The organism is Corynebacterium sp. p3-SID1194 (genome assembly GCF_025144155.1).
GTDB lineage: Bacteria > Actinomycetota > Actinomycetes > Mycobacteriales > Mycobacteriaceae > Corynebacterium.
In genome coordinates, this window is sequence record NZ_JALXWY010000001.1 from 85,383 (window position 1) to 110,550 (window position 25,168).

The 25,168-nt window shown below is 62.8% G+C and carries 22 protein-coding genes; 19 read left to right on the forward strand and 3 right to left on the reverse strand.

Going from position 1 to position 25,168, the window contains the following annotated elements:
- Window positions 1-37: 37 nt before the first annotated feature.
- The gene (locus tag M3G19_RS00440) at window positions 38-1,489 is read right to left on the reverse strand and encodes an L-serine ammonia-lyase (protein WP_259899799.1); all 1,452 of its coding nucleotides are present in this window, start codon (window positions 1,487-1,489) and stop codon (window positions 38-40) included.
- Window positions 1,490-1,637: 148 nt separating this feature from the next.
- Between M3G19_RS00440 and M3G19_RS00445 the strand changes: the two genes are divergently transcribed.
- From M3G19_RS00445 to M3G19_RS00470, 6 genes are read left to right on the forward strand one after another with little or no spacing between them, the layout of a single operon-like run.
- The gene (locus M3G19_RS00445) at window positions 1,638-2,756 is read left to right on the forward strand and encodes an ABC transporter ATP-binding protein (RefSeq protein WP_210573550.1); all 1,119 of its coding nucleotides are present in this window, start codon (window positions 1,638-1,640) and stop codon (window positions 2,754-2,756) included.
- A 32-nt stretch (window positions 2,757-2,788) separates the two neighbouring features.
- Complete coding sequence (locus M3G19_RS00450) at window positions 2,789-4,078, forward strand: DUF4032 domain-containing protein (protein ID WP_259899801.1); 1,290 nt, start codon at window positions 2,789-2,791, stop codon at window positions 4,076-4,078.
- A gap of 57 nt (window positions 4,079-4,135) precedes the next feature.
- Window positions 4,136-5,479: an ABC transporter substrate-binding protein gene (locus tag M3G19_RS00455; protein WP_259899802.1), complete on the forward strand. Its 1,344-nt coding sequence runs from the start codon at window positions 4,136-4,138 to the stop codon at window positions 5,477-5,479.
- A 30-nt stretch (window positions 5,480-5,509) separates the two neighbouring features.
- Window positions 5,510-6,355 carry a carbohydrate ABC transporter permease gene (locus tag M3G19_RS00460; RefSeq protein ID WP_259899804.1) on the forward strand — a complete coding sequence of 282 codons (846 nt, stop codon included), beginning with the start codon at window positions 5,510-5,512 and terminating at the stop codon, window positions 6,353-6,355.
- A 3-nt stretch (window positions 6,356-6,358) separates the two neighbouring features.
- The gene (locus M3G19_RS00465; RefSeq protein WP_259899805.1) at window positions 6,359-7,279 is read left to right on the forward strand and encodes a carbohydrate ABC transporter permease; all 921 of its coding nucleotides are present in this window, start codon (window positions 6,359-6,361) and stop codon (window positions 7,277-7,279) included.
- A 21-nt stretch (window positions 7,280-7,300) separates the two neighbouring features.
- Window positions 7,301-7,972: a hypothetical protein gene (locus tag M3G19_RS00470; RefSeq protein ID WP_259899807.1), complete on the forward strand. Its 672-nt coding sequence runs from the start codon at window positions 7,301-7,303 to the stop codon at window positions 7,970-7,972.
- Between the two features lie 219 nt (window positions 7,973-8,191).
- On the opposite strand, the gene M3G19_RS00475 is transcribed toward M3G19_RS00470, so the two are convergent.
- Entirely contained in the window at window positions 8,192-8,953 is a 762-nt protein-coding gene (locus M3G19_RS00475) for a CBS domain-containing protein (protein WP_210573474.1), read from the reverse strand.
- Window positions 8,954-8,968: 15 nt separating this feature from the next.
- A complete protein-coding gene (locus tag M3G19_RS00480; protein ID WP_259899809.1) occupies window positions 8,969-9,877 on the reverse strand; it encodes a neutral zinc metallopeptidase in 909 nt (302 codons plus the stop codon).
- 133 nt (window positions 9,878-10,010) lie between these two features.
- On the opposite strand from M3G19_RS00480, the gene aspS reads away from it, so the two are divergent.
- From aspS to M3G19_RS00545, 13 genes are all read left to right on the forward strand, one after another.
- Window positions 10,011-11,843 (forward strand): aspartate--tRNA ligase, encoded by a 1,833-nt coding sequence (gene aspS, locus M3G19_RS00485; RefSeq protein WP_259900218.1) that lies wholly within the window; start codon window positions 10,011-10,013, stop codon window positions 11,841-11,843.
- A 50-nt stretch (window positions 11,844-11,893) separates the two neighbouring features.
- A complete protein-coding gene (locus tag M3G19_RS00490; RefSeq protein ID WP_259899810.1) occupies window positions 11,894-13,033 on the forward strand; it encodes a phosphotransferase family protein in 1,140 nt (379 codons plus the stop codon).
- The gene (locus M3G19_RS00495; protein ID WP_259899812.1) at window positions 13,030-14,415 is read left to right on the forward strand and encodes a replication-associated recombination protein A; all 1,386 of its coding nucleotides are present in this window, start codon (window positions 13,030-13,032) and stop codon (window positions 14,413-14,415) included. Before M3G19_RS00490 ends, M3G19_RS00495 begins: the two co-directional genes overlap by 4 nt.
- Before the next feature lie 114 nt (window positions 14,416-14,529).
- The gene (gene alaS, locus M3G19_RS00500) at window positions 14,530-17,202 is read left to right on the forward strand and encodes an alanine--tRNA ligase (protein WP_259899813.1); all 2,673 of its coding nucleotides are present in this window, start codon (window positions 14,530-14,532) and stop codon (window positions 17,200-17,202) included.
- Window positions 17,203-17,328: 126 nt separating this feature from the next.
- Window positions 17,329-17,883, forward strand: a complete 555-nt coding sequence (ruvX, locus tag M3G19_RS00505) for a Holliday junction resolvase RuvX (RefSeq protein ID WP_259899818.1) — start codon at window positions 17,329-17,331, stop codon at window positions 17,881-17,883.
- A gap of 2 nt (window positions 17,884-17,885) precedes the next feature.
- Window positions 17,886-19,040: an endolytic transglycosylase MltG gene (mltG, locus tag M3G19_RS00510; protein ID WP_259899822.1), complete on the forward strand. Its 1,155-nt coding sequence runs from the start codon at window positions 17,886-17,888 to the stop codon at window positions 19,038-19,040.
- A 46-nt stretch (window positions 19,041-19,086) separates the two neighbouring features.
- Window positions 19,087-19,950: a shikimate dehydrogenase gene (locus M3G19_RS00515; RefSeq protein ID WP_259899824.1), complete on the forward strand. Its 864-nt coding sequence runs from the start codon at window positions 19,087-19,089 to the stop codon at window positions 19,948-19,950.
- A gap of 121 nt (window positions 19,951-20,071) precedes the next feature.
- Window positions 20,072-20,530 carry a prepilin peptidase gene (locus M3G19_RS00520; protein ID WP_259899825.1) on the forward strand — a complete coding sequence of 153 codons (459 nt, stop codon included), beginning with the start codon at window positions 20,072-20,074 and terminating at the stop codon, window positions 20,528-20,530.
- Window positions 20,531-20,542: 12 nt separating this feature from the next.
- Window positions 20,543-21,763 carry a chorismate synthase gene (gene aroC, locus M3G19_RS00525; protein ID WP_210573462.1) on the forward strand — a complete coding sequence of 407 codons (1,221 nt, stop codon included), beginning with the start codon at window positions 20,543-20,545 and terminating at the stop codon, window positions 21,761-21,763.
- Window positions 21,756-22,433: a shikimate kinase gene (locus M3G19_RS00530; RefSeq protein ID WP_259899831.1), complete on the forward strand. Its 678-nt coding sequence runs from the start codon at window positions 21,756-21,758 to the stop codon at window positions 22,431-22,433. The genes aroC and M3G19_RS00530 overlap by 8 nt, the downstream gene beginning before the upstream one ends.
- Before the next feature lie 86 nt (window positions 22,434-22,519).
- Window positions 22,520-23,581: a 3-dehydroquinate synthase gene (gene aroB / locus M3G19_RS00535; RefSeq protein WP_259899832.1), complete on the forward strand. Its 1,062-nt coding sequence runs from the start codon at window positions 22,520-22,522 to the stop codon at window positions 23,579-23,581.
- A gap of 39 nt (window positions 23,582-23,620) precedes the next feature.
- Window positions 23,621-24,064: a type II 3-dehydroquinate dehydratase gene (gene aroQ, locus M3G19_RS00540; RefSeq protein WP_259899834.1), complete on the forward strand. Its 444-nt coding sequence runs from the start codon at window positions 23,621-23,623 to the stop codon at window positions 24,062-24,064.
- Window positions 24,061-25,152 (forward strand): Xaa-Pro peptidase family protein, encoded by a 1,092-nt coding sequence (locus M3G19_RS00545; protein ID WP_259899835.1) that lies wholly within the window; start codon window positions 24,061-24,063, stop codon window positions 25,150-25,152. The genes aroQ and M3G19_RS00545 overlap by 4 nt, the downstream gene beginning before the upstream one ends.
- Window positions 25,153-25,168: the final 16 nt, after the last annotated feature.

The window sequence follows — 25,168 nt, forward strand, 5'->3', positions numbered from 1 at the left end:
ACGCCCAACCAAACCTCATAATGGCCTCATAGTGGGGCTAGCACTCGGTGATATTCACCGGGAATCCGAGCTGAACGGCGAGGCCGCCGACGGAGGTCTCCTTGTATTTGGTCATCATGTCGCGGCCGGTGGCGGCCATGGTCTCCACGGCGTCGTCGAGGGAGACGATATTGGTACCGTCACCCCATTTGGCGAGGCGGGCGGCATTGATCGCTTTGACGGCACCGATGGCATTGCGCTCGATGCATGGGACCTGAACAAGGCCGCCGACTGGATCGCAGGTGAGTCCGAGGTTGTGCTCGAGAGCAATCTCCGCGGCGTTTTCCACCTGGGCAGGTGTGCCGCCGAGGATGGCGCACATGCCTGCGGCGGCCATGGCGGAGGCGGAGCCGACTTCGCCCTGGCAGCCGACCTCGGCACCGGAAATGGAGGCGTTGGTCTTGATGATTGCGCCGACGGCACCGGCAGTGAGAAGGAATTCCCGGGCGCGCTCCGGGGTGAAATCGGCGGTGAAGTCCCGGCAGTAGTGCATCACGGCGGGAATGATGCCGGCGGCGCCGTTGGTCGGGGCAGTGACAACGCGGCCGTGGGCGGCATTCTCCTCGTTGACAGCCAAAGCGTAGAGGTTCACCCACTCCATGGCGTCGAGTCCCTCGGAGTTGTGGCGTTGCTGCTCACTGGTCAGCATCGCGTGCATGCGCGGGGCGCGACGGCGGACATTGAGGCCACCGGGTAGGGAACCGTCGGTGGTGATGCCGTTTTTCACGCATTCCTGCATCACGGACCAGACCTCGTCCAAGTGGGTGGTGTACTCGGTCACGCCGCGCTGGATGGTTTCGTTGTGGGCCATGACCTCGGCGATGCTCAGACCGGTGTCGTCGCAGACAGCCAAGAGGTCCGCGGAGGAATCATAAGCGTATGTGCCGTCGTCTAAGTCAGCTGCCCCGGATCCAGTTGCCTCTTCAGCCTCCGCCTCAGCGACTGCGGTAGCGGCGGCGATGCCGGTGCTAGCACCTTCGGAGGTGGCTTCGTTCATCTCGGCGCGGTCCATGATGAAGCCGCCGCCCACGGAGTAGTACTCGGTGCGGCTGGCCAGGCGGGTGCCGTCAGCGGCCCATGCGTCGAAGATGAGGCAGTTGGGGTGTTCGGCGACGGGCTTCGGGTTGAAGGTGAGCTCGTAGGTGACAGTGCCGTCGGGGCCCGAGATGGTGCCTTTCGCGGGAATCGGTGTTCCCGGGACAGGCTCGACGGTCTGGTCGGTAGTCAGGGGAGTGTAGCCCACCAGGCCGAGGAGGACGGCGCGGTCGGTGCCGTGGCCGACACCGGTGGCGGCGAGAGAACCGCGCAGTTCAATGTGAACTTCAGAGGGGAGCTGGCCGAGTTTTTCCACGAATGCGGTGCTGGCGCGCATCGGGCCAACGGTGTGCGAGGACGACGGGCCGATGCCGATGCTGAACAGGTCAATCACGCTAACACGATGCGATGTCATGTCCACGAGGGTAAACGCGGGGGTAAAAGGGCACAAACCTTTGAGCAGGTGAGCTACTTAGCGCAGGCCAGCTGGTGTTAGGGTCAAACTAAGGTTTGAAATATGGATGACCGGTGGCGGTTCGCGCCCGCCGGAAGAGGAGAAGCACATGGCCACAGTGACCTACGACAAGGCGACGAGGATTTATCCGAAGGCGGTTAAACCGAGCGTCGATAAGCTTGATCTTGAAATTGCAGACGGTGAGTTCCTCGTTCTCGTCGGCCCCTCTGGTTCTGGCAAGTCCACCGCGTTGCGCATGCTCGCGGGCCTGGAGGAAACGAATGAGGGCCGCATCCTGATCGGCGACCGCGATGTCACGCACGAGTCCCCGAAGGACCGCGATATCGCGATGGTCTTCCAGAACTATGCGCTGTACCCGCACATGACCGTGCGTGAGAACATGGGCTTTGCCCTCAAGATTGCGGGCATGGACAAGAGCGATATCGATCGCCGCGTCGAGGAAGCCGCGAAGACCCTCGACCTGACGGAGTACCTGGACCGCAAGCCGAAGGCCCTTTCGGGCGGTCAGCGCCAGCGTGTGGCCATGGGCCGTGCGATCGTGCGCGAACCGCAGGTCTTCCTCATGGACGAGCCGCTGTCCAACCTGGACGCCAAGCTGCGTGTGCAGACCCGTACCCAGATCGCCAGCTTGCAGCGCCGGATGGGCGTCACCACGATCTACGTCACGCACGACCAGACTGAGGCGCTCACGATGGGCGACCGTATCGCCGTGCTCAACTTCGGCGTGCTGCAGCAGGTGGGCACCCCGCGCGAACTCTACGAACACCCGGATAACGTCTTCGTCGCCGGCTTCATCGGTTCGCCGGCAATGAACCTGTCCACCTTCAATGTCGAAGGCAATGTGGCCAAGCTCGGCGGTGCGTCGATTCCGCTCGCGCCCGAGCATGTCCAGGCCCTGACTCCGGAAGATAACGGCCAGGTCATCCTCGGCTTCCGCCCGGAGGCGCTCACCGTCGTGCCGGAGAGCACCGAGCACACCGTTCCCATCGAGGTCGACTTCACGGAGGAGCTCGGCTCCGATTCCTATATCTACGGCCACCTCGTGGGCGGCGAGTGGCGCGAAGAGGGCACCGACGATTCCGTCGCGGGCAAGATCGTCGTGCGCGTGGCACCGATGTCCGGCATCAAGGGCGGCGACATCATCCACGTCGCTGTCAACGAGGGCGGGCTCCACGTGTTCTCCAAGGCGACCGGAAAGAGGATCTAGGCGCCTGCCGCGCGCCGTGAGGTGAACAGTCCATGTCCGAGAAAATGAGCGTCCAGTCGCCGGCGTATGCACAAGTTCTGCTTGGCTTGCCGTGGGCTGTTCCTCTCGCGGACTGGCCTGAAGAACTACTCGCGGCGTACCCGCGCGGTATTTCGCGCCACACGGTGCGGCTCATTTCAGCAGGCGGATTGGCGCTAGCGATCAAGGAGATCGGTGAGTCCGTCGCTTATCACGAGTACCGGACGTTGAAGAAGCTCCGGGATCTCGACATCCCATGCGTGAAGCCGGTCGCAGTGATCGCGCACCGCACCGACGATGCACGCGACGAGGAGCTCACTCCGTGCCTGGTCACTGAGCACTTGGAGTTCTCCCTGCCGTACCGCGACGTGTTCAGTCGCGCTCTCGGCCCGGAGACAGTGAATAAGCTCATCCGCGCGCTCGCCGTTCTGCTTGTGCGCCTCCACCTGCTGAATTTCTATTGGGGCGACGTGTCGCTGTCTAACACGTTGTTTCGCCGAGACGCCGACGAATTCTCCGCGTACCTTGTCGACGCGGAGACGGGTGAGTTCCACGCACCCTTGTCGCAAGGGCGCAGGCTTTACGACGTCGAGCTCGCCCGCGTCAACATCATCGGCGAACTCATGGACCTTCAAGCAGGCGGGCTTATCGACGCCTCCGTGGACGTCATCGCCCTCGGCAATGCCGTCGACGCGACCTACCACGAACTGTGGAGCTTGATGACCGACGAGCTGGTCGTCGAAGGCGACGCGTTCGGACAGATCGCCGAGCACATCGAGAAGATCCAAGCTCTGGGCTTCGATATCGGTGAAACGGAGATCAGCCACGGCACCCGGCCCGGTGTGGATGCCGACGGTAATCCCACCGGTGAAAACGTCGACGTGTACCGCGTGAGCATTGAGCCCGCCGTGTTTTCCACCGGCTTTAACCGCCGCAAGCTCAAACAGCTCACCGGACTCGATGTCCAGGACCGTCAAGCGCAGCGTCTCCTGGGTGAAATGGAGGTCTACCGGGCACTCCACTACGACGGCGACATTTCCCTCGAAGACGTCGCTCTGGACTGGTTGGTGAACCGGTACGAACCGATTGTGGCGCTCACCCCGCCCGCTCTGCGAGCCAAGCTTGAGCCCGCCCAGGTGTTCCACGAGATCCTCGACCACCGCTGGTTCGTCTCGGAGAACGAGTCACGCTATGTCCGCCTCGAAGAAGCCGCCGAATCCTATTTCCGCACCATCTTGCCTGAGCGGCCTGATGAGGCGCGTATCTACACTGCCGACAATCCCGATATATCGGATAGCTCCTGAATCCACACTGAATCAATCCCCATACCCACCCCTAGAACAATGATTGAGGTACACCCCATGCAACCGACCACCCGAGCACTAGCGGCGGTCGCCGCTGTCGGGTTGAGCGCGTCGCTGCTCACCGCGTGCGGGCAGAACAACGGCCCGAACGTGTACTACCTGAACTTCAAACCGGAGCAGGCGGAGCAGTTCGAGCAGATCGCGGAAGAGTACACCGCCCAGACCGGCGTTCCGGTCAAAGTGGTCACCGCCGCATCTGGTTCCTACATGCAGACTCTCAAGGCCGAGATGGCCAAGTCCAACGCACCAACGCTGTTCCAGATCAACGGCCAAGAAGGCTACGGCATCTGGAAGGACTACTTGGCCGACATGTCTGACTACGAGATCACCCAGGCTCTGCAGGACGACGCTCAGCCGATCACCAATGCGAATGACCAAGTAGTGGGCATTCCCTTCGCCATGGAGGGCTTCGGCATCCTCTACAACGAAGAGATCATGGACGCCTACTTCGCGCTGCCGAACGCGAAGGTCGGCTCCATGGAGGAGCTCAACTCCTTCGACGACTTGAAGGCCGTCGCCGAGGACATGCAGGCCCGCAAAGATGAATTGGGCATCGAGGGCGTATTCGCCGCGACATCGCTCAGTGCCGGTGAAGAATGGCGCTGGACCAACCACCTCATGAATGGTCCCCTTCATTACGAGATCGCCGACCGCGGCATTCAGGACTTCTCCGATATGGCCGATGTGGAGTTCACCTACGGCGAGAACTACCACAACCTCTTCGACCTGTACCTGCAGAATTCCACGGTGAAGCCGAGCTTGGCATCTGCGCGTGCCGTGTCTGATGCCATGGCTGAATTCGCCACTGGCAAAGCAGCCATGGTGCAAAACGGAAACTGGGCCTGGGGGCAGATCTCCGGTGAGGGCGGCAACGTGGTCAAGGAAGACAAGGTCAAGTTCATGCCGATGTATATGGGGCTACCGAACGAGGAGAACGTCGGTATCAACGTCGGCACCGAGAACTTCCTGTCGGTCAACAACAAAGCCAGCGAGGAAGACCAGCAGGCCACAAGGGACTTCCTGAAGTGGCTCTTCCTGTCCGAGCGAGGCAAAGAACTCGTTGTCAACGACCTCGGGTTCATCGCTCCGTTCGAAAACTACGACGTCGACGACGTCCCGGACGACCCGCTGGCGCGCCAAGTGCAGGAAGCGCTCAATGACACTGAGACAGAAGCGCTTCCGTGGGACTTCCAGTACACCCCGAACCAGCAGTTCCGTGACCTCTACGGGCAGAACCTCGCCCAGTACGCCAACGGAAATCTCACGTGGCAGGACTTGGTGAACAAGCTCAAGGAAGACTGGAACTACGAGATGGCCAACCAGATCGCGCTGTTGGATTAGGCGGGCCGGGAGCAACCAGAGGATCACATCATGCAACAGACACTGAAGAAATATTTCCCGATCTTCGTGCTGCCGACGCTCCTCGCATTCGGCATCGCGTTCTTCGTGCCGTTCATCGTCGGCACGGCACTATCGTTCACTAAATTCACCACCATTACCGACGCCACCTGGGTCGGTTTGGACAACTACGCCCGCGTGTTCAGCGAGCGTGAAGGCTTCGTCTCCGCGCTGCTGTTCACGATCCTGGTCGCGGTGGTGTCCATCATCACCGTCAACGTCATCGCATTCGCCATCGCGTGGATCTTGACCCGCAAACTGCGCGGCACCAACTTCTTCCGCACGGTCTTCTTCATGCCGAACCTGATCGGCGGCATCGTGCTGGGCTACACCTGGCAGTCGATGATCAATGCCGTGCTGGCTAATTACGAGACCACGATCTCCGCCGACTGGCGCTTCGGCTACGCGGGCCTCATCATGTTGATGAACTGGCAGCTCATCGGCTACATGATGATCATCTACATCGCCGGCCTGCAGAACGTTCCACCGGAGCTCATCGAGGCCGCAGAAATCGACGGTGTGTCCAAATGGCAGCAGCTGCGGCATGTGACCATTCCGCTGATGATGCCGTCGATCACCATCTGCCTGTTTTTGACGCTGTCGAACACGTTCAAGGTCTACGACCAGAACCTGGCGCTTACCGACGGCGCTCCCGGCGGCGAGACCGAGATGGTCGCCCTCAACATCGTCAAGACCATGTTCAACCGAGTGGGCGCCGAGGGCGTCGGCCAGGCGAAGGCAGTCATCTTCGTCGTCGTTGTCGTCGCCATCGCTATGTTCCAGCTGCGCGCCACCCGCAGCAGGGAAGTGGAGGCATAAACCATGACTACGAGTATCAAAGCGGATAAGAAGGCGGACCGGAACGTGCCGTCGATAAGCAAAAAGAAAAAGGCCGGGGACGAATCGACCGTGTCCAACGGCTCCAAGGTCCTCATCTACGCGGTGCTGGTGTTCCTCACCATCGTGTTCCTCGGGCCGATCGCGTTCATCCTGTTGAACTCGTTCAAGGATCGCTTCGCCATCTCCACGAACCCGTTCGCGCTGCCGACGGGTGAACTGTGGGCCGGGCTGACTAACTACATCACCGGTATCCAAGGCGAAGGATTCGGGTGGGCGATCGTGTGGTCCTTCGTGATCACGATCAGCTCCGTTGTCGCCGTCGTGTTCTTCTCCGCGATGACCGCCTACTACATCACCCGCGTCAAGACATGGTGGACGAGCGCTCTCTACTACGCATTCGTGTTCTCTATGGTCATTCCGTTCCAGATGGTCATGTTCCCGACCGTGGTCATTGCCGACCGCCTCGGCTTGGCCAATCCGCTCGGCATGATCGTGCTCTACCTCGGATTCGGCTCCGGGTTGAGCGTGTTCATGTTCTCCGGCTTCATCAAATCCATCCCGCTGGAAATCGAAGAAGCCGCGCATATCGACGGCTGCTCCCCGCTATCCACCTTCTTCCGCGTCGTGCTGCCCATGCTGAAGCCGACCGCTATTACGGTGGCGATCCTGAACGCGATGTGGATCTGGAATGACTACCTGCTGCCGTACCTCGTGATCGGCCTGTCCACCCCGTACCGCACCATCCCGGTCGTGATTCAGCAGTTCATCGGCTCGCAGGGCGACCGCGACTTGGGTGCCATGATGGCCATGCTCGTGCTGGCGATCACCCCGATCATCATCTTCTACGTCTCCGCGCAGAAGCACATTATCGAGGGTGTCGCCGCCGGCGCTGTGAAGGGCTAATGGTCAGGTAGCGGACCTGTTATGCAGTTTTTCCACCCGGACTCGAAGTTCATGGCGGCGTTCACGCTGCTGGCGGACATCGTGATCCTGAATATGCTGCTGGTGGTTACCTCGCTGCCGGTGGTGACCGGCGGCGCCGCCTGGCGCTCCGCGAATGTCGTGGTCGGAGAGATGGTGCAGGGCCGGGGCTCCCGCTACGCTCTCATGTTCATTCGCCAGCTCACCGTGCGGTGGAAAGCTGTGTCCCTGTTTTGGGTGTTGTTATTGGCTGCCGGTGCGCTCTTGGTTTACCAGCAGTTCGTGGTCTTTCAAGCCGGCGTGGACGGTTTCGCGCTCACGGTGATCCAAGCTCTGGCGTTGGCCGGAGCATTCATCATCGCCGGAATCAGCGTGTGGTTCTTTGCGCTGGCGTCGGTCGGTTCAGATAACTCGGGTAGTTCGGGTAGTTCGGGTGCTGAGAACTCGCCGGCCCCAGGGTTCGCTCAGCTCGCTACATCGTCGATCCAGCACACGTTCCAGTTCCTCGGCCGCACGCTCATCGCGGTGGCGGTGGTGGCCGGGGCGGTGTGGGTCGTCGTCAAGCTGCCCCTCGGTTTCTCCGTGCCGCTGGTGTTCTTCTTTGTGCCCGCGGTGGCGCTGTATCTCGTGCGCCTTGTGCTGGCAGGCCCGCTCGGGCAGGGGCTGGGGGACTGAAGCCCGATTTTGGTGGGGCGGGATCTTGGGGGATCTACCGGAAAATAGTTGGTCCAGGCCCATCGGTGAATCTGTTTACATCTCCGACATGTCTGCTTGTTTATAAGTAGAGGTCAGCGCGTTTTGGGGTAAAGTGGCAGCGGGGCGAAATGTAAACAGATTCACCAGCATCCCGCGCGGGCGGCGAATTAGACCGCATCGAAGAGCGAGGGCACCGAACTAGACCGCGTCGAAGAGCGCGGGCAGGTTCGAGGGCGTGATCACGCGCAGAGGCTGCTGGTTGTTGTGACCGTGCTCGGTGATGATCACGAGGCGGGGCAGGACCTGCTTGCGCGAGGGGGAGGTGAGCGCGGCAATGACCTCGGTGGCTGTGGCGGTCCGGGGAAGGAACACGGCCTTGTCCTTGCGCTCGTTGAAGGTGAGCACGTGCTCGATGCTCGAGTTGGCGATGGAATCGTCTTCGCCGAGCTCGTCGGCGAGCCACCGGGCGATCGTGTTGGTGGTCAGGACGCCACGGCACTGTTTGTCGTCGTAAATGGGGAACTGGGAGATGCCCGTGTCGCGGATGGCGTGGAGTGCCTCGTGAATGTCCTCGTCGGGCGAGAACGTGATCACGTCCTGGTGGCCGATGACATCGATGGCCAGGGCTGGGTGGAGGAGTTGGTCGCGGATGGCCTCGATCTCGGCGACTGCCTCGGGAAGGGGTTCGGCGATGGGCCGGTAGTCCTGGTATTCGCCGTGGCTGATGGCGTTCCTAAGCCCGGCGAATTCTTTGAGGTCGTTAGCCTGCCCGGTGGTGACAATGTGGCGTTTTTCCGCCTTGGAGACCATCCAGTTGAAGCCGTCGGTCTTCTTCGCGTCCAACGCGGAGCGCAGGAAACTCTCGATCTCATTGAACGCCGCGAGAAACGGCACGGCGCGATTGCTGGGCCGTGCGCTGTGCTGAGCGTCCTGATCGCTGCTGTTGTCGCCCTTTGTCATCGCTTGCTTAAAGACCTAACCCTTGTACACGCCGCGGTTGAGGGTGTCGCACTTGGCCATGGATCCGCTGTTGTAGCCGCTGAGGAACGCTTCCTGGCGCTGCTCGGAGGAACCGTGCGTCCAGGCATCCGGGTTGACGTCTTGGCCGGAGTGCTGCTGGATGTGGTCGTCACCGATGGCGCGGGCGGTCTCAATCGCCGACTTCAGCTGGTCCTCGGTGATGGGCTCGAGCAGGGCGTTTTCGCCCTTGTCTGCCTGGGATGCCCAAATGCCGGCGTAGCAGTCAGCCTGCAGCTCGATGGCGACGGCTGCGGAGTCCTCGCCCGGGTCGTCGTAGTTGCTCAGACCGAGGGTGTCCTCGAGGTTCTGAATATGGTGGCCCCACTCGTGGGCGACGACGTACATCTGAGACAAGGGAGCAGAGCTTCCGCCGAGCTGTTCAAGCTGGTCGAAGAAGCTGGTGTCGAGGTAGATGTGCTCATCGCGCGGGCAGTAGAAGGGGCCCGTGCTTGACGACGCATTACCGCACCCGGTCTGGACACTGTTCTGGAACAGGCGCAGACCCGGCTCGGTGTATTCGATGCCGGCCTGCTCGGGGAGCACGGTGGGCCACACAGCGTTGAGTGAATCGGCCATCGCAGCGGCGCGGCAATCGGCGTACTCGTTCACGGCGCCTTCAGCACTGCAGTGTTCGAGGTTGTTTTCGCCCTGCTGCTGCTGTTGCTGAGCCTGCTGGCCGGGTTCGGCCGGGCCGCCGCCAAGGCCACCACCGCGGCTGAGAAGGAGGTAGAGGACGAGCAGGACGACCGTGCCCAGGCCGCCGCCGCCGAGCATGATGGGCATGCCGCCGCCTCTGCCGCCGCTGGGGCCACTGCTCGTACTGACTCCACGCCCGGAGGGCGTCACACCACTCTTAAAGGTCATGGGCCAAATCATGCCATAACTAAGGCAGGTTCCGGGGGTGGGAACCTACTACGGAGATGCACCGGGGCCATTCGGTAGACTCACGTGAGTTGAGAAATAGTTGGACAACACGTGGAAGGACGTGGAGGAAACCGTGCTGCGCACTCACCTTGCAGGGGATCTCCGTAAAGAAATGGACGGCCAGACCGTCACGCTGACTGGTTGGGTCGGCCGCCGCCGCGACCACGGCGGTGTGATCTTCATCGACTTGCGCGACCGTTCCGGTTACGCCCAGGTCGTCTTCCGTGAATCCGAGGTGGCTGAGGCCGCTCACGACCTGCGCAGCGAGTACTGCGTGAAGGTCACCGGTGTCGTCGAGCCGCGTCCGGAGGGCTCCGCTAACCCGAATCTCGCGTCCGGCGAGATCGAGGTCAACGCGACCGAGTTGACTGTCTTGTCCACCTCTGCGCCGCTGCCGTTCCAAGTGGAGGATTTCTCCTCCAGCGAGGTCGGCGAGGAGACCCGCCTGCGCTACCGCTACTTGGATCTGCGCCGTGAGCGCCAGGCTGAGGCTCTGCGCCTGCGCTCGAAGGCGAACAAAGCTGCCCGCGACGTGCTGAACAAGCACGAGTTTGTGGAGATCGAGACGCCGACTCTGACGCGTTCGACCCCGGAGGGTGCCCGCGACTTCCTGGTTCCGGCTCGTCTTCGTCCGGGCACGTGGTACGCACTGCCGCAGTCCCCTCAGCTGTTCAAGCAGCTGCTCATGGTGTCCGGCATGGAGCGTTACTACCAGATCGCGCGCTGCTACCGCGACGAGGATTTCCGCGCTGACCGCCAGCCGGAATTCACCCAGCTGGATATTGAGGCCAGCTTCGTCGACCAGGACGACGTCATTGAGCTCGCCGAGGAGATCCTGGTTGAGCTGTGGAAGCTGATCGGTTACGACATCACCACGCCGATTCCGCGCATGACCTACAAGGAAGCGATGGAGAAGTACGGCTCGGATAAGCCGGATCTGCGCTTCGATATCCAGCTGGTGGAGTGCACCGAGTTCTTCAAGGACACCCCGTTCCGCGTATTCCAGAACGAGTACGTCGGTGCTGTGGTCATGGACGGCGGCGCATCGCAGCCGCGTCGTCAGCTGGACGCATGGCAGGACTGGGCAAAGCAGCGCGGTGCCAAGGGCTTGGCGTACATCCTCGTGCAGGAGGACGGCGAGCTCACTGGCCCCGTCGCGAAGAACATCACCGACGAGGAGAAGGCGGGCATCGTCGATCACGTCGGCGCGAAGCCGGGCGACTGCATCTTCTTCGCGGCTGGCGACACCAAGTCTTCCCGTGCGCTGCTCGGCGCCGCCCGTGGCGAGATCGCGAACAAGCTCGGCCTCATCAAGGAGGGTGACTGGGCGTTCACCTGGGTCGTCGACGCACCGCTGTTTGAGCCGGCTGCCGACGCAACGGCCTCCGGCGATGTCGCTCTCGGCCACTCCCAGTGGACGGCTGTGCACCACGCGTTCACGTCGCCGAAGCCGGAGTACCTGGACACCTTCGACAAGGAGCCGGGCGAGGCGCTCGCTTACGCCTACGACATCGTCTGCAACGGCAATGAGATCGGCGGCGGCTCCATCCGTATTCACAACCAGGATGTGCAAAAGCGCGTCTTCGACGTCATGGGCATCACCAACGAGGAAGCACAGGAGAAATTCGGCTTCCTGCTCGACGCGTTCTCCTACGGCGCACCGCCGCACGGCGGCATCGCGTTCGGCTGGGACCGCATCGTGTCGTTGCTGGGCGGCTTCGATTCGATCCGCGATGTCATCGCCTTCCCGAAGTCGGGCGGCGGCGTCGATCCGCTTACCGACGCCCCGGGCACGATTCCGGCTGCCCAGCGCAAGGAGACCGGCGTGGACTTCAAGCCGGAGAAGAAGGATGTCTCGGCCGAGGACAAGGCCGAGACTGAGAACAAGGCCGAGGCGGACAACTAAAAGGGCGAGGCCGGCCGGGGTCGTGTGTGCTCTGCGCCGGCTGTCTGAACATGCTGGATAACCAAGAAATCATCGCCACTGCCGAAGCGGTGTTGAACAACCGCTACGGCGGGCAGCAGCAGTTGACGGACCCCGAGGAGCTCAGCGGTACCGGTGCGACGACGGTGCTGCGTTTACGTGTGGCGAATAATCCGGTGTTTCCTCACCGGTCAGTCGTGGTGAAATATTCGCCGGAGTCGAATGACGAGGTGGATGACGCAGCTTTCTTGAGGGAAGTGGTGGCGTACCAGTTCACGACGTCGTTAAGCGAAGATGTGCGCCCTGGTCCTGTGTTGCTGGGGTACGACATCGAGCGTCGCACGCTGATCTTGTCGGATGTGGGCAACGGTGAGACCTTCGCTGATCTGCTCGACCAGTCCGACGACGAGGCGCGCGTGCGTCTGCTGCGGAATCTGGGCACGTCGTTGGGCAAAATGCATGCCGGAACGGCGGGGGCGGAGACGAGCTTCAATATTTTGCTGGCGCGCATGCTCCGCTCCATCGACGGCGCGCGGGAGATCCAAATTCAGCGTGAAGCGATGCTGGAAAACCGTATTGAAGAAGGCGTGGACATCATCCGGCAGATGGGCATTGACGTGCCCGCGGATGTCGCTGCTGTGGCCCAGACGGTGCAGGTGCGCATGCTGCACGGCGGGTCGCGGGCGTTCACGCCGTTCGACCTGTCGCCGGACAATATTATTTTCGCTGAGCGCGCGCAATTCCTCGACTATGAGTGGGCTGGTTTCCGTGATGTCGTGGCGGATATCGCTGGGGTGATCGCTGGTTTCCCGCAGTACATTTCGGCGCGGCCGATCAGCGAGCATGAAACGGCAGTCTTCGTTGAAGCGTGGGTGGCGGAAGTCGGCGACGTGTGGCCGTCGGTGCTCAACCACGACACGTTGCAGGCGCAGATCACCGCGGCGCTGATCGGCTGGGCGTTTTTCAGTGCCTCGTTGCTCGAGTACGTGCGGGGTGTGGAAGATGCAGCAGGAGACGGGGAGGCGCCCGAGGACGAAGCTGAGGCGCGGGTGATCCGCAGGGATGTGGCCGGCACCTTCGATGCCCTGGCGCGCTACGCGGCGACGGGCACGGAGCCGACGTATGCAGTGACGGCGGATTTTGCCCGCCGGGTAGCGGAGCAGCTGGTATGACGCAGGGCGGTTTGTTCACGGATCCGTCGAGCTCGGGTAGCTCGGGGCAATCCGGGGCGAGCCTCAGCAGTGCTGCGCGGGGCACCGCTTTTTTCGACGCGGGGTCTTCAGCGCCGCTTGCCGCCCGGATGCGGCCGCGGACCCTCGATGAGCTCGTGGGCCAGCAGCACCTCCTCGGCCCAGGCCGTCCGTTACGCAGATTGGTGGAGGGTTCCGGCGAAGCATCGGTGGTTCTCTACGGTCCACCGGGCACCGGCAAGACGACGATCGCCTCGCTCATCGCGGGCGCCATGGGGCAGAACTTCGTGGGGTTGTCGGCGCTGTCTTCAGGCGTGAAACAGGTCCGCGAGGTGCTCGAGGGCGCCAAGCAGGACCTCGTGCGCGGGCAGCGCACGGTGCTGTTCATCGACGAGGTGCACCGCTTTTCGAAGACGCAGCAGGACGCGTTGCTCGCCGCGGTGGAAAACCGCACGGTGCTGCTCGTGGCAGCGACGACAGAAAATCCGTCGTTCAGCGTGGTAGCGCCGTTGCTGTCTCGCTCTTTGCTGTTGAAGCTGGAATCGCTTGACGACGACGGCATCAGGACCGTCATCGACCGCGCCGTCGAAGACCAACGAGGCCTAGGCGGAGCAGTGACGCTTGACGACGACGCGCGCGAGCAGCTTGCCCTGCTTGCCGGGGGCGATGCGCGCCGCGCGTTGACCTACCTCGAAGCGGCTGCCGAGGGCGCAGGTGACGGGGAGCATAAATCGATCACCCTCGAGGTCGTGCAGAACAGCGTTGACCGTGCAGTGGTGCGCTACGACCGCGATGGCGACCAGCACTACGACATCACCTCCGCGTTCATCAAGTCGATCCGCGGCTCCGACGTGGATGCGGCGCTCCACTACCTCGCGCTCATGATCGAGGCCGGGGAGGACCCGCGGTTCATCGCCCGCCGCCTGGTCATCCACGCGTCCGAGGACATCGGCATGGCGGATCCGACCGCGCTGCAAACGGCGACGGCGGCGGCCAATGCGGTCCAGTTCATCGGCATGCCGGAAGGACGCCTGCCGCTCGCGCAAGCCACCATCCATTTGGCGACCGCGCCCAAGTCGCCGTCGGTGATCAAAGCGATTGACGCAGCGCTTGCCGACGTCCGCGCCGGACGCACCGGTGCCGTTCCGCCGCACCTTCGTGACGGCCACTACGAAGGAGCGAAGAAGATCGGCCATGCGGTCGGCTACCTCTACCCGCACGACGATCCGCGCGGTGTAGTGGAGCAACGGTATATGCCGGAAGGGCTCGACGATGCCAGGTACTACCAGCCCACCGACCATGGAGCGGAGAAACGCATTCAGTCCTATGCGGAGAGGCTGAGGGAAATGGTGCGGGGAGAATAGGCGCGGGTAAGCGTTGTGCCCGTGAGCTAGTGACCGTGAGATGGCGTAGCGCGGGTAAGGTGTAACGACGAGAAACGCACTGTCAACGCTTTACTAACGCTTAAGGATTCTTCTGTGCAGACCCATGAGATCCGCGACCGGTTCACCTCGCACTTCGTCGACGCTGGGCACACGCCCGTGCCTAGCGCTTCGCTGATTCTCGACGACCCGACCCTGCTGTTCGTCAACGCGGGCATGGTGCCGTTCAAGCCGTACTTCTTGGGGCAGCAGAACCCGCCGTTCGAGAACGGCAAGGCCACCTCGATCCAGAAATGCGTGCGCACCTTGGACATCGAGGAAGTGGGCATCACCACCCGCCACAACACCTTCTTCCAGATGGCGGGCAACTTCTCCTTCGGCCAGTACTTCAAGGAAGGTGCGATCACGCTCGCGTGGGACCTGCTGACGAAGTCGCAGGATGATGGCGGTTTCGGGCTCGACCCGCAACGGTTGTGGGTGACCGTCTACACGGACGACGATGAAGCGGCTGAGATCTGGCGTGACAAGGTCGGTGTTTCTGCTGACCGCATCCAGCGCATGGGCATGGAGGACAATTTCTGGTCCATGGGCATCCCCGGCCCGTGCGGTCCGTGCTCCGAGATCTACTACGACCGCGGCCCGGAATACGGCGCCGACGGCGGCCCGATCGCCGACGACAACCGTTACATGGAGATCTGGAACCTCGTGTTCATGGAGTCCATCCGTGGCGAGGGCGATAAGAAGGGCAATTTCGAGATCGTCGGCGAGCTGCCGAAGAAGAATATCGATACCGGCCTGGGCATCGAGCGCCTCGCCTGCCTGCTGCAGGGCGTGGACAATGTCTACGAGACAGACCTGCTCGCACCCGTGATTCAGGCCGCCGAAAAGCTGACCGGCACGAAATACGGCGCCGGCAAGCAGGAAGACGATGTGCGCTTCCGCGTCATCGCCGACCACTCCCGCACCGCGATGATGATCATTCTCGACGGTGTCACCCCGTCGAATGAAGGCCGCGGCTACATCCTGCGCCGTCTGATGCGCCGCATCGTGCGTTCCGCGCGCTTGCTGGGTGCCACCGGCAACACGCTGGAGACGTTCATGAACACCATCATGGACACGATGACACCGTCCTTCCCGGAGATCGCAGACAACCGCGAGCGCATCCTCCGCGTCGCTGTCGCGGAGGAAAAGGCCTTCTTAAAGACCCTTGAATCCGGTACCACGCGTTTCGACGAGACGGCCACGGCGCTCAAGTCTGCCGGCCAGAAGACGGTTCCGGGCGAGAAGGCTTTCGAGCTGCACGACACCTACGGCTTCCCGATCGACCTGACCCTCGAGATGGCCGCCGAGGCTGGCCTGGACGTGGACATGGATGCCTTCCACGCAGCGATGGACGAGCAGAAGCAGCGCGCCAAGGCCGACAACAAGGCCAAGAAGCACGGCAATATTGACGAGTCGCTCTACCGTGAGTGGATCGACGGTCACCCGACCGAATTCGTCGGCTTCACTGAGCTGAGCCACGAAGGAAAGGTCCTGGGCCTCGTCCGTGGCGGCGAGAAGGTCGGGGAGGCCGCCCAGGGCGACGAGGTCGAGGTCATTCTCGATGTCACCCCGATGTATGCCGAGGGCGGCGGACAGCTAGCCGACCGTGGCCGCATCATCGTCGGCGACACGGTCCTCGACGTTCACGATGTCCAGAAGGTCGGCAACAAGAAGCTCTGGGTCCACAAGGCGACCGTGGCAAACGGCGGACTGGACGTCGGCCAGACCGTCCGCGCGGAGGTCGATCTGACGTGGCGCCACGGTGCCCGTCAGGCGCACACCGCGACGCACTTGATTCACGCGGCGCTGCGCCAGGTGCTCGGCCCGACCGCCGTGCAGGCCGGTTCGATGAACAAGCCGGGCTACTTGCGCTTCGACTTCAACTACACCGACCAGTTGAGCCCCGAGCAGCTCGAGGAGATCTCGACCATCGCCAACCAGGCAGTCGACGCGGACTTTGCCGTCAACACCTTCGAGACCTCCTTGGACGAGGCGAAGGCAATGGGCGCGATGGCCCTGTTCGGTGAGAACTATGGCGACGAGGTGCGCGTCGTGGAGATCGGCGGTCCGTTCTCCATCGAGCTGTGCGGCGGCACGCACGTGGACCACTCCTCGCAGATCGGCCCGGTGGCCGTGCTCGGCGAGTCGTCTGTCGGATCGGGTGCACGCCGTATCGAGGCGTACTCGGGCATGGATTCCTTCCAGTACTTCTCCAAGGAAGCCGCTATTGCGAACCTGCTCGCCGGCGAGATGAAGACCCCGTCTGAGGATCTTCCGGAGCGTATCGCCCAGCTCACCGAGCGCCTCCGCGCCGCTGAGAAGGAGATCGAGAATCTGCGCAAGAAGGAACTGGCTAACCAGACCGGCGAGCTGGTGAATAAGGCAGAAGAGGTCGGGGCATTCCGCTACCTGAGCGTGAAGCTTCCCGACGGCACGACCGGCGGCGACATGCGCACCATCGCAACGGATCTGCGCGGCCGCTTCGGTGATTCTCCGGCAGTGATCGTGCTGGCCGCGGATGCCGATGGCAAGGTGCCGTTCGCTGTGGCTGCGACAAAGGCAGCTGTCGACGAGGGTGTCAAGGCCGGCGAGTTCGTTGGCCTGTTCGGCGGATATGTCGGCGGCAAGGGCGGCGGCAAGCCGGATCTCGCGCAGGGTTCGGGTTCGGATGCTGCAGGCATTGATGCCGGCTTCGCAGCCCTTCGGGACCGCATCGCCCAGATATAGGATAGGGTTCAGGAAGGTCACGAATTGATTACGTGACACGCCCTGTCCATGGTCCACGACCGTGCCGAGTGGCACTACCGTGGAAACGACGGCACTTCCAGCACGAGAAAAGGGAACCCGCCAACGATGAAAGTTCATCCGGATACCCCCGGGGTCGACGACCCGGGGAACGGCCGCCGCATCGGTCTCGATGTGGGCACCGTCCGGATCGGCGTCGCTTCCTCTGACCGTGATGCACGCCTGGCCACCCCGGTGGAGACAGTCAAGCGAGTCACGGGTTTCAAAGACCGCGACGGCGCGGATATTGAACGGTTGCTGGAGATCATCGAGGAATACGACGCCGTTGAAGTCGTCGTGGGGCTTCCGCGCGATTTGCAAGGAAATGGTTCGTCCAGCGTCAAGCACGCGAAGGAAATCGGCTTCCGGATCTCGCGCCGCAGCGATGTACCGGTCCGGTACGCCGACGAGCGGCTCACCACCGTGGAGGCGACGCACGCGCTGCGCGCATCCGGTGTGAGTGAGAAAGCTGGACGATCTGTCATTGACCAGGCCGCGGCAGTGGCCATCCTCCAGTCCTGGCTGGACGGACGAAACAACTACCGCGACATGGGCGCGCCGGAGCAGTCAGATACGTCTGCCGCATACGGTGCGGGCACGTCGCCCGAACCCAAGGAGACCTGAACGTGAGCTCGGCAACTACGTCTGGGGGGCGCACCCGCGGTGTCGCGGTGCTGGTCGCATCGATCCTGTTGATCATTGGCGCCGTCGTCTACATTGCTTTTGCACGCAGCAACTCCACTGGAAGCGACTTCAAAGGCGCCGGCAATGGCGTCGAGCAGGTCGTTGAGATCCCCGAAGGATCCTCGCTTACTGCAATGGGCCCCGCGCTTGCCGAGAAAGGGATCGTCCGCTCGGACAAAGCCTTCCAGAATGCGGCGATGACCAATCCGGATGCGGACAGTATCCAACCGGGCTTCTACCGCCTGCAGGAGAAAATGAGCGCCGAAGAGGCAGTGGCCGCGCTGCTCGATCCTGCCAACAAGGTGGACATGCTGAAGATTCCTGGCGGCTTGACGCTCATGGACGTCAAGGTCGTCGGCGGCGACACCCGGTTCGGTATTTACACCAATATTTCGAACGTCTCGTGCGGCTCCGACGGCGAGAACAAGGACTGCGTCAAGGTGGAGGACCTCCACGACGTTGCGGCGAATTCCGATCCCGCCAGCCTCGGTGTGCCGGAATGGGCGCTCGAGCGGGTCAACGAGCACAAGGGCGACCCGAAGCGCCTCGAGGGTCTCATTGCTCCGGGCGAGTACATCGTGGACCCGGGTGCAGACGCGGAGACGATCCTGAAGGACCTGATCACTCGCTCGGCAGACAAGTACAACGGCACCGATATCGTCGGTCGCGCCAAGGCCGTGGGGCTTAGCCCGTACGATCTGCTCACCGCAGCATCTCTGGTGGAGCGCGAGGCGCCGGAAGGCGAATTCGACAAGGTCGCCCGCGTGATCCTCAACCGCCTCAAGGAACCGATGCGACTGGAGTTCGACTCCACCGTCAACTACGGCCTCGAATCGGTCGAGCTGGCTACTGGCGACACAGACCGCCAGAAGGTCACGCCGTGGAATACCTACGCCATGGACGGCCTGCCGAAGACCCCGATCGCATCCCCGTCCGAGGAAGCGATCCAGGCGATGGAGCACCCGGCGGAAGGCGAGTGGCTGTTCTTCGTCACCGTCGACGACGAGGGCACGACCCTGTTCAGCAACACCTTCGAAGAGCACCAGGCTAACGTCCAGAAGGCATACGATTCCGGCATCCTGGATTCCCAGCGCTAGGTCGGGCAGAGTCAGACAGGCGCTCTAGAAGCGGAAGCACGAGCACATGAGTACAGCGATTCCCGCCGGCGGCGGTAAAGCAGCCGTCCTCGGTAGCCCGGTCGAGCACTCTTTGTCGCCGGTCCTTCACGGTGCCGGTTACGAAGCGGCCGGGCTAGAGGGGTGGACCTACGAGCGCATCGAATGCGATGCGGAGCAGCTTCCCGGCATCGTCGGCGGGGCGGGGGAAGAATACCGCGGTTTCTCAGTGACGATGCCGGGGAAATTCGCGGCCCTCGAATTCGCCGATGATGTCTCGGAGCGCGCACAGGCGATCGGTTCGGCGAACACGCTCGTCCGCGACGGCGGTTCGTGGCGCGCCGACAACACTGACTGTGAGGGAATCGCGGGGGCGCTGGACGAGCTCGTCGGCAATCAAACTGCGATCGGGCATGCTCTCGTGATCGGCGGCGGCGGAACCGCACGTCCCGCTCTGTGGTCGCTTGCCGAGCGCGGGGCGGAGAAGGTCACGGTTCTCAACCGCTCCGACCGTTCGGATGAGCTGCTCCCGCTGCTCGGTGGCGTGGAGGCGGACTTCATTGATTTCAACCGTGACCTCGAGCCGCTGGCGATGAGCGTGGGCCTCATTATTTCCACGGTTCCTCCCGCCGCGCTCGAGGGGCGGGAAAAAGAGCTCGGGCACGCTCCGCTTCTCGACGTCATCTACAACCCCTGGCCCACGCCGCTGGCGACTAGGGCTGCGTCGAACGGCCACCTGACCGTCGGCGGGCTCGTCATGCTCGCCTGCCAGTCGTACTCCCAATTCGAGCAGTTCACAGGTGTGCCTGCCCCGCGCGAAGAGATGCGCGAAGCGCTCTTCCGCCACGTCGGATGGGTCGCACCCACCGGGGTCACGCGCAAGAACCGTTGACGCGCAAGAACCGTTGATCAGACACAAGCTGAGTCAACGGATCCACTGAATTGAGTAATGCGCATTACAGTGCGCATTCTTGGCGTGCGCACTGTGGTGGGGTGGCTTTAGCGTAATGCTCATGGGGGATTCAACTGGGGTCGTAGCAGTCAGCTCGGGGACTGCGATCGTGGTCGCTGTGATCATGTGCGCTCTCGTCGCGGTGTGGACGGTGGTGCTCGGGGTGGTGGACGTGGAGCAACGGCGGTTGCCTGATGCGTGGACTTTGCCGGCGGCTGGAGCGGCGCTTCTTACGTGCCTGGCCATGCCGGTCGGTGCGTTCGGATTCATCTGGCCCGGGGCGTACCTGGTCATGGGCCGCGGGATCGGCGGGGGAGACGTGAAGCTGGCGGTGCCCCTGGGGGTAGCGATGGCGCTGGTTGGAGGGGCCGGCGCAGTGCTCGCGGCAATGCTTCTTGCCAGCATGTTCACCGTGGTAGCGCTGCTAATCAAGAAGGCGAAGGCCATGGCCCACGGGCCATCTATGCTCGCTGCTGCCTGGATCGTGGGGTTTGCTAGCACTTTCCTGACATCAATATGAGACAATGCCTGCATGCTTCGTTGGACTACCGCAGGTGAATCCCACGGTCAGGCGCTTGTCGCACTGGTCGAGAATATGCCAGCTGGGGTCACTGTCTCCGCGGATGAGATCGGCCACCAGCTCGCGCGTCGCCGGCTCGGCTACGGCCGTGGCGCACGCATGAAGTTCGAGCAGGATGAATTGACCCTGCTGACCGGCGTGGTGCACGGCAAGACCATCGGCAGTCCGATCGCCATCATGATCGGTAACACTGAGTGGCCGAAGTGGACGACGATCATGTCGCCGGACGCGTTGGACTATGACGATCCCGACGTGGCCAAGGCCATGAACTCCGGCCGCGGCGCAGCCCTGACGCGCCCGCGCCCGGGCCACGCGGATTTCTCCGGCATGGTCAAATACGGCTTTGATGCGGCACGTCCGGTGCTGGAGCGGTCGTCGGCACGCGAAACTGCGTCCCGCGTGGCGGCCGCGACTGTCGCGCGCTCGTTTCTTCGGGAGGTGCTCGGCGTGGAGGTCTACTCCCACGTGATCTCCATCGGTGCCTCTGATCCGTACGATGGTCCGTCCCCGCAGTTCAGCGACATTGACGCGATCGATGAATCTCCCGTGCGTGCCTTCGGTAAGGACGCGGAGGAGTCCATGATCGCCGAAATCGAGTCGGCGAAGAAGGCGGGCGACACCTTGGGCGGCATTGTCGAGGTCATCGTGGACGGCCTGCCGATCGGGCTCGGCTCCCATGTCTCCGGTGAGACGCGCCTTGATGCGCAACTCGCCGCGGCCCTGATGAGCATTCAGGCGATCAAGGGCGTCGAGGTCGGCGATGGTTTCGAGGAAGCGCGTCGCCGCGGTTCGGAGGCGCACGACGAGATTCTCCGCGACGAGAATGGTGTCCATCGCGCCACCAACCGTGCGGGCGGGCTCGAAGGTGGCATGACGAACGGTGAGCAGCTGCGCGTGCGCGCGGCGATGAAACCGATCTCCACCGTGCCCCGCGCGCTGCAGACGCTCGACATGGCGACGGGGGAGAAGGCCACAGCCATCCACCAACGTTCCGACGTGTGTGCGGTGCCCGCTGCCGGTGTCGTCGCTGAGGCAATGGTCGCACTCGTGTTGGCTCGCGCGACGCTGGAGAAATTCGGCGGAGACAGTGTTGAGGAAACGAAACGGAACGTCGAAGCGTATAAGCACTACGTGTCTGAGCGTCTCGCATTCGGAGGAAACGGAAATGACTAATCCAGTAACGGGCCATCAGCGTCCGGCACGCTTCCCGGCCACCTCCGGTACCCCGGCACCGAGCACGCGTCAACGTAGTCAGATCCTGCCCGGCGGGGGCGAGCCGGTCGGTTCCCACGGAGACGCCGCCGCGTTCGGCGCCCCGGAGGAACCCGTCGTCCACGGCTCACCCCGCGTCGTCCTCGTCGGCCCGCCGGGTGCCGGAAAATCCACGATTGGGCGCCGTCTCGCCCGCGCCATGAACCTGCCACTCGTCGATTCCGACGACCTGATTGCTAAGGGCGAAGGCAAGCCGACCGGTGAGGTCTTCAGCGAGCTTGGTGAGGAACGTTTCCGCGAGGTCGAGGCAGAATACGTCGCACGCTCGCTCGCGTCCGGTGGCGTGGTCAGCCTTGGCGGAGGCGCGGTGCTCACCGAATCCACCCGCAAACTCCTTCAGGCGCACCATGTCGTCTGGATCGATGTCTCGGTCGAGGAGGGCGTGCGCCGCACCTCGGGCAATGATTCCCGCCCGGTGCTGCAAGCCGACGATCCGGAGGCGCATTACCGCGCCCTGCTGGAGTCCCGCGAGCCGTACTACCGCGAGGTGGCGATGCACCGGGTGCGCACCGATTCGCGTCCGCCGCAGCGCCTCGTGGCAGAGATTCTCGCTCTCATCGATACCCGCTAGCGGAGAACCTGGCCCAGCTGGCAGTCCAGCACAGTCCAGCAGTGGCACAGACGTACAACGCCGCCTCTCAACAAAGGAGAACCGCCATGGCCGATATTCAGGTCGCAGGACCGTCGCCGTATACCGTCCGGATCGATCACGGCCTGGATGACCAGGTGGCGCAGCGCATCGCTGAGATCGGTGCCCGTCAGGCGTTGATCGTTCACCAGGATCCGCTGACCGCGGCGGCGGAATCTCTCCAACAGCAGCTGGAGGACAACGGCATCAGCGCGACGCTGGCCCCGATTCCGGATGCGGAGGACGGCAAGTCGCTCGCTGTCGCAGAAAAGCTGTGGAACACCCTCGGCGAGAAGAATTTCTCCCGTCAGGACGTTGTCGTGGGCCTGGGCGGGGGAGCGACGACCGACTTGGCTGGTTTCGTCGCTGCAACGTGGATGCGCGGCATCAAGGTCGTCCAAGTTCCCACGACGCTTTTGGCAATGGTCGATGCGGCCGTCGGCGGCAAGACCGGCATCAATACCGCCGCGGGCAAGAACCTTGTGGGTGCTTTCCACGAGCCGGATTCGGTATTCATCGACCTCGACCGTCTGGAGACGCTGCCGGAGGAGGAATTCATCGCCGGCTCGGCCGAGATCATCAAGACCGGCTTCATCGCCGACCCGATCATCTTGGATATCTACCGCGCCGGTGGCAGCATCCCGGCCGAGAAAACCGCAGAGCTCATCGAGCGCTCCGTCGCGGTGAAGGGGGCCGTCGTGGCCCAGGACCTCAAGGAGTCCTCGCTGCGTGAGATCCTCAACTACGGCCACACGCTCGGCCACGCAATTGAAAAGCGCGAGAATTACCGCTGGCGTCACGGCAATGCCGTCGCGGTGGGCATGATGTTCGTCGCTATTCTCGCGCGCAATCGCGGGCTTATCGACGACGACGTGGTGGAGCTTCACCGCGAGATCCTCGAAGGAATCGGTCTGCCGACGACCTACGAGGCTGGCGCATTCGATGAGCTCTTCGAGGGCATGACGCACGACAAGAAAAACCGCAACGGCCAGATCCGTTTCGTTGTGCTGGATGGCATTGGCAGCACCACCCGAATCGAGGATGCGGAGATCGAGGAGCTCCGATCCGCGTACACTGAACTGTCATCGTGACGCTTATCTGACATCAACTCCCTCGGCGAGGAGGCCACCGTGAAGATTCTGGTACTCAACGGCCCCAACCTGAACAGGTTGGGCAAGCGGCAGCCGGATGTGTACGGCACGACGACGCTGGCCGATATCGAGCAGCGCCTCTGGGAGCGTGCCGAGCAGGGCGGGGCTGAGATCGCATTCATCCAGTCGAACCACGAGGGCGAATTGATCGACGCTGTTCACGAGGCAGCTGATCACTCCTGGCCCGTGATCATCAACCCGGGAGGGTTCACCCACACGTCGGTAGCGCTGCGCGATGCCCTCGTTGAGCTGCAGGGCACCCCCGGTTTCATCGAGGTGCATATTTCGAATGTGCACGCGCGCGAACCGTTCCGCCACCACTCGTACCTGTCGCCGATTGCCACCGGCATCATCGCCGGCCTAGGCACGGACGGCTACGACATGGCACTCGACTACTTCCTGAGGAGGGACGTTAAACCATGAGTTTCGCCGATTCCCGCTTTCTGACCCGCCGCCGCAAGCTGTCCGCGACACTTGCAGCGCAGCGGATCGACTCGTTCGTGATCACGGATCCGACGAATGTCCGCTATTTCTCCGGCTTCACCGGTTCCAACGGCGCATTGCTGATGAATAAGGATCTGTCCGCCGCGATCGCCACCGACGGCCGCTATACCACGCAGATCGCCGAGGAAGTTCCGGATATCGAGGCGATCATTCAGCGCGATGCCGGTCCGGCTGTTCTGGCGACAGTGCCGGAAGGGTGGCGAGTCGGCTTCGATCCTTCGCGGACCACGGTGGATGAGCTCGACAGCCTGAACAAAGCCACCCCGGAGTCGGTCACGCTCGTGCCCGTCAAAGGCGTTGTCGAGCAGATCCGCTTGATCAAGGATAATTTCGAGCTCCAGAAACTTGAAGAATCAGCGGATATCGCGGTCACTGCGCTGCGCGAGCTTATCGACGCTGGTGAGCTGCGCGCCGGCCGGACTGAGAAGCAGGTCGCTGCTGATCTGGAATACCGGATGCGCCTGTTGGGCTCCGAGCGCGTCAGCTTCGACACCATCGTCGCATCGGGCCCCAATTCGGCGTTGCCGCACTACGCTGCCGGCGACCGGGAGTTGACCGACGGGGACCTGGTCACCATCGATTTCGGTGCCCATTACCTCGGCTTCAATTCAGATATGACGCGCACGTTCTGCATCGGCGAGCCGTCGGATTTCAACCGGGAGATCTACGAGATCGTGCTGGAGGCACAGAAGGCCGGAGTTGCGGCGGCGACGCCGGGGCGCGCACTTGTCGACGTCGATAAGGCATGCCGCGACATTATCGACGCTGCTGGGTACGGCGACTACTTCGTGCATTCCACGGGTCACGGTATCGGGCTCGACGTGCATGAAGGTCCGGCGGCATCGACGCGCGGCAAAGGCGTGCTGGAGGGGAACATGACGCTCACCATTGAACCTGGCATTTATGTGCCTGGTAAGGGCGGTGTGCGTATTGAGGACACTCTCATCATCACCTCCGGTGCGCCGAAGGTGATCACCCCGGCACCGAAGGAACTCACCGTTCTTTAACAGTGAGCTCTCTGCC

Bases quoted from the DNA above. Each gene is read 5' to 3' on its own strand.
- M3G19_RS00440 (WP_259899799.1), bottom strand. From the start codon at position 1,489: ATGACATCGCATCGTGTTAGCGTGATTGACCTGTTCAGCATCGGCATC.
- M3G19_RS00445 (WP_210573550.1), top strand. From the start codon at position 1,638: ATGGCCACAGTGACCTACGACAAGGCGACGAGGATTTATCCGAAGGCG.
- M3G19_RS00450 (WP_259899801.1), top strand. From the start codon at position 2,789: ATGTCCGAGAAAATGAGCGTCCAGTCGCCGGCGTATGCACAAGTTCTG.
- M3G19_RS00455 (WP_259899802.1), top strand. From the start codon at position 4,136: ATGCAACCGACCACCCGAGCACTAGCGGCGGTCGCCGCTGTCGGGTTG.
- M3G19_RS00460 (WP_259899804.1), top strand. From the start codon at position 5,510: ATGCAACAGACACTGAAGAAATATTTCCCGATCTTCGTGCTGCCGACG.
- M3G19_RS00465 (WP_259899805.1), top strand. From the start codon at position 6,359: ATGACTACGAGTATCAAAGCGGATAAGAAGGCGGACCGGAACGTGCCG.
- M3G19_RS00470 (WP_259899807.1), top strand. From the start codon at position 7,301: ATGCAGTTTTTCCACCCGGACTCGAAGTTCATGGCGGCGTTCACGCTG.
- M3G19_RS00475 (WP_210573474.1), bottom strand. From the start codon at position 8,953: ATGACAAAGGGCGACAACAGCAGCGATCAGGACGCTCAGCACAGCGCA.
- M3G19_RS00480 (WP_259899809.1), bottom strand. From the start codon at position 9,877: ATGACCTTTAAGAGTGGTGTGACGCCCTCCGGGCGTGGAGTCAGTACG.
- M3G19_RS00490 (WP_259899810.1), top strand. From the start codon at position 11,894: ATGCTGGATAACCAAGAAATCATCGCCACTGCCGAAGCGGTGTTGAAC.
- M3G19_RS00495 (WP_259899812.1), top strand. From the start codon at position 13,030: ATGACGCAGGGCGGTTTGTTCACGGATCCGTCGAGCTCGGGTAGCTCG.
- ruvX (WP_259899818.1), top strand. From the start codon at position 17,329: ATGAAAGTTCATCCGGATACCCCCGGGGTCGACGACCCGGGGAACGGC.
- M3G19_RS00515 (WP_259899824.1), top strand. From the start codon at position 19,087: ATGAGTACAGCGATTCCCGCCGGCGGCGGTAAAGCAGCCGTCCTCGGT.
- M3G19_RS00520 (WP_259899825.1), top strand. From the start codon at position 20,072: ATGGGGGATTCAACTGGGGTCGTAGCAGTCAGCTCGGGGACTGCGATC.
- aroC (WP_210573462.1), top strand. From the start codon at position 20,543: ATGCTTCGTTGGACTACCGCAGGTGAATCCCACGGTCAGGCGCTTGTC.
- M3G19_RS00530 (WP_259899831.1), top strand. From the start codon at position 21,756: ATGACTAATCCAGTAACGGGCCATCAGCGTCCGGCACGCTTCCCGGCC.
- aroB (WP_259899832.1), top strand. From the start codon at position 22,520: ATGGCCGATATTCAGGTCGCAGGACCGTCGCCGTATACCGTCCGGATC.
- M3G19_RS00545 (WP_259899835.1), top strand. From the start codon at position 24,061: ATGAGTTTCGCCGATTCCCGCTTTCTGACCCGCCGCCGCAAGCTGTCC.